Below are 3,428 nucleotides of genomic sequence, written 5' to 3'. Positions count from 1 at the left end.
GCCGAGCGCGCCGGTGCACGTCACCGGGGCGACCGGCATCCGCCAGGGCTCGCTCGCCCAGTTCGCCGCCGTCGATGCGCGGCTGATTGCGCTGAAACCAGCGAATCTGTCTATGAGAGAAGCCGCCGCGCTGCCGCTGAGTTTCATTACGTCGTATCAGGGAATCGTCGACAGAGCGCGTGTGCAAGCCGGTCAAACCGTGCTGGTGCAAGGCGGTGGTGGCGGCGTCGGGCACGTTTCGGTTCAGCTTGCGCGGGCGTTGGGCGCTCAGGTTTTCGCCACGGTCAGCGAGGCGGACGTGGCGCTGATGCAACAGTATGGGGCGACGGGCATCGATTATCGGACTTTTTCCGTCGAGCAGTACGTGAAAGCGCACACGAACGCAGAGGGATTCGACCTGGTCGCGGATACCGTCGGCGGCGCCACGCTCGATGCGTCGTTTGCAGCGGTCAAGCAATTCGGGCACGTGGTCAGCGCGCTCGGCTGGGGCACGCATTCGCTCGCCCCGCTGTCGTTTCGCGAGGCGACCTATTCCGGCGTATTCACGCTTGCACCGCTTCTGACGGGCAAGCACCGCGAACATCATGGCGAGATCCTGAAGGTCGCGACTGCACTTGCTGAAGAAGGAAAGCTCGTGCCGAAACTGGATCCGCGCGCCTTCGACCTGGACAGCACCGAACTCGCCTACCAGTCGATGACCGACGGCACCGGCAACGGAAAACTCGTGGTCGATATCCGCTGACTTTCAACGCGCCGCCAGCACCACCACCGGCCGCGCGAACCGCTTCGCGCCGACCACGCAAAGCACGACGGCCGTGGCGACGGCGACCATCGACCAGCCAACCGGTTCGTGAAGCAGGGTCGCCGCGAGCACCAGCCCGAAAAAGGGCTGAAGCAACTGCAACTGCCCGACAGCAGCAATGCCGCCCTGAGCCAGCCCGCGATACCAGAACACGAAGCCGATCAGCATGCTGAACAGGGAGACGTAGCCGAGTCCCATCCATGCCGATTCGCCGATCCCGTCCCATGAGGCCGGCAAGGTCGCGAGCGCCGCCGGAACCATGACGGGCAGGGACATCACCAGCGCCCACGAGATCACCTGCCAGCCGCCGAGCTTGCGCGAGAGCCGCGCGCCTTCCGCATAACCCAGACCGCAGACGATCACCGCGCCGATCATCAATACATCGCCGATAGAAGCTGCGCCGCCGCCCTGCAGCAGCGCAAATCCTGCGACGAGTACCGCGCCAAGCCCGGAAAAAAGCCAGAACGCGGGACGTGGACGCTCACCGCCGCGCAGCACGCCGAAGATCGCGGTCGTGAGCGGCAACACCGCCACGAAAACCACCGAATGCCCCGCCGTGATGTGCTTGAGCGCGAGCGCCGTCAGCAACGGAAAGCCGATGACCACGCCGAACGCGACCACGGCAAGCGGTATCAGGTCGCTGCGTTCGGGGCGTTTTTCACGGAACACCAGCAATAGCACGAGGCCGAGCGCACCCGCAATGCACGCACGCGCCACGGTCAGGAAGACCGGGTCGAAACTCGCGACCGCAAGGCGCGTAGCGGGAAGCGATCCGCTGAAAATCAGCATCCCGAGAAAACCGTTCATCCACCCGCTCGCTGCCTTGTCTGTCTCGCTCATTCTCTTACCTCTGGATTCAAGCTCGAAGTATCGGTTGGGGATGCATGGCTTTTCCAGAGACAGTGCACTACAGTTCTGCAAAACTGTCTTGGTCGGGAACCAGTACACATGGAAGACACAATCCAGGCCGAAAGCGGAACGCTCGTTGAGCGCGTGATGCAGGCCGTCCAGCAGCGAATCTCGAATCGCACACTTTCGGCAGGCGCCCGGGTGCCGTCCATTCGCGGCCTGGCAGAGACGCTGCAGGTATCCAAATCCACTGTGGTCGAGGCGTATGACCGGCTCGCGGCCGAGGGCGTGATCCAGTCGCGGCGCGGATCGGGCTTTTACGTCACTGGCCACTTGCCGCCGCTTTCACTGGCCGAACTCGGTCCACTGCTGGACCGGGCGGTCGATCCGTTCTGGGTATCGCGCCAGTCGCTCGATGCCGCCGACGACACCCTGAAAGCCGGCTGCGGCTGGCTGCCCGGGTCGTGGCTGCCGGAGGCCGGAATTCGCCGTGCGTTGCGATCCGCCGCGCGTGCGGACGTGACCATGCTCGCCGACTACGGCACGTCGCTCGGGCTTCCCGCGCTTCGGCAACTGCTGGCGCGGCGCCTGGCGGACCGCGGGATCGACGCCGCGCCCGACCAGATCATGCTCGCCGAATCCGGCACGCAGGCTATCGACCTGCTGTGCCGTTTCCTGCTCGAACCGGGCGATACGGTACTCGTCGATGACCCGTGTTATTTCAACTTTCTAGCGCTGCTGCGGGCACATCGCGCGAAGATTGTCAGCGTTCCGTACACGTCCTCCGGCCCCGACATGGCACTGTTCGCCCAGGCGCTCGCGGAGCACCGGCCGCGGCTCTACATCACGAACTCGGCGCTGCACAATCCGACCGGCGCGACGCTTGCGCCTGTGGTCGCGCATCGTCTGCTGAAGCTCGCCGATCAGGCGGACCTCACGATCATCGAAGACGATATCTTTGGCGACTTCGAGCACGAGCCGTCGCCCCGCCTTGCCGCATTCGATGGCCTCGACCGCGTCGTGCATATCGGCAGCTTTTCCAAGAGCCTCTCGGCGGCGGTCCGTTGCGGATTCATCGCGGCACGGCATGACTGGATCGAAGGTCTGATCGATCTGAAGATCGCGACGTCGTTCGGCAGCGGGCGGCTTTCATCCGAACTCGTGTTGAGCGTGCTGAAGGACGGCACGTATCGCAAGCATATGGAAGCGTTGCGGGAACGTTTGTCCCGTTCGATGGGACCCGTAAGCGCAAAACTGTCCGCGCTGGGTATCAAGCCGTGGATCGAGCCACGCGGCGGGATGTTCCTCTGGTGTGCGTTGCCCGAAGGCATCGATGCGGCGGATGTGGCCCGGCGCGCTTTGGTCGAAAACGTCGTTCTGGCGCCCGGCAATGCGTTCAGCGTTGCGCAATCCGCCGGCCGGTTCCTGCGCTTCAACGTCGCGCAATGCGGCGACCCGCGCGTCTTCAAGGTGCTCGAACGCGCGATGCATGCTTAGCATTCAGGGCAAACGCGCCAGGGTCTCCGCAATCAGCGCCCGCGTCAGTTCGCCCGCAGGCATCTCACGCGCGAGCCGCGCCGCCTGTCCTGACCAGAGGCTCGTGAAGTCCCCCTTGCCCGCTGCTTCGGCTTTCGCCTTCAGCGGCGCGAGCGCAGCCGATGCAAGCGGAAACGCCGGCGCCGCGACCGACAACGGCCCGACTTCCCGCATCACGCGGTTCATGATTCCGCGAGCCGGCCGTCCGGTGAACAGGTTGGTCACGGCGGTGGAATCATCG

General features: G+C 64.7%; 3 protein-coding genes and 1 pseudogene (1 of these 4 running past the window's edge). 2 read left to right on the top strand and 2 right to left on the bottom strand.

Going from position 1 to position 3,428, the window contains the following annotated elements; translation table 11 throughout:
- Nucleotides 1-742 (top strand): annotated as a pseudogene (locus ACFFAR_RS12755) (zinc-dependent alcohol dehydrogenase family protein) (it extends 294 nt beyond the left edge of the window).
- Nucleotides 743-745: 3 nt separating this feature from the next.
- On the opposite strand, the gene ACFFAR_RS12750 reads toward ACFFAR_RS12755, so the two are convergent.
- Nucleotides 746-1,642: an EamA family transporter gene (locus ACFFAR_RS12750; protein ID WP_174365122.1), complete on the bottom strand. Its 897-nt coding sequence runs from the start codon at nt 1,640-1,642 to the stop codon at nt 746-748.
- Between the two features lie 108 nt (nt 1,643-1,750).
- On the opposite strand from ACFFAR_RS12750, the gene ACFFAR_RS12745 reads away from it, so the two are divergent.
- The gene (locus ACFFAR_RS12745) at nt 1,751-3,148 is read left to right on the top strand and encodes a PLP-dependent aminotransferase family protein (RefSeq protein ID WP_375507959.1); all 1,398 of its coding nucleotides are present in this window, start codon (nt 1,751-1,753) and stop codon (nt 3,146-3,148) included.
- Between the two features lie 3 nt (nt 3,149-3,151).
- Here the strand turns inward: ACFFAR_RS12745 and ACFFAR_RS12740 are convergent.
- Nucleotides 3,152-3,428: nitronate monooxygenase (locus ACFFAR_RS12740; protein WP_375507958.1), on the bottom strand; the 277-nt coding region annotated here is incomplete at its 5' end.

Source organism: uncultured Caballeronia sp., assembly GCF_964243625.1.
Lineage (GTDB): Bacteria > Pseudomonadota > Gammaproteobacteria > Burkholderiales > Burkholderiaceae > Caballeronia.
Note: the sequence above shows the minus strand (reverse complement) of the source record. Positions and strands in the feature narration are given on the sequence as shown.

What these genes read in the sequence shown, in the direction of transcription:
- ACFFAR_RS12750 (WP_174365122.1), bottom strand. Translation starts at nt 1,642, where the DNA reads ATGAGCGAGACAGACAAGGCAGCGAGCGGGTGGATGAACGGTTTTCTC.
- ACFFAR_RS12745 (WP_375507959.1), top strand. Translation starts at nt 1,751, where the DNA reads ATGGAAGACACAATCCAGGCCGAAAGCGGAACGCTCGTTGAGCGCGTG.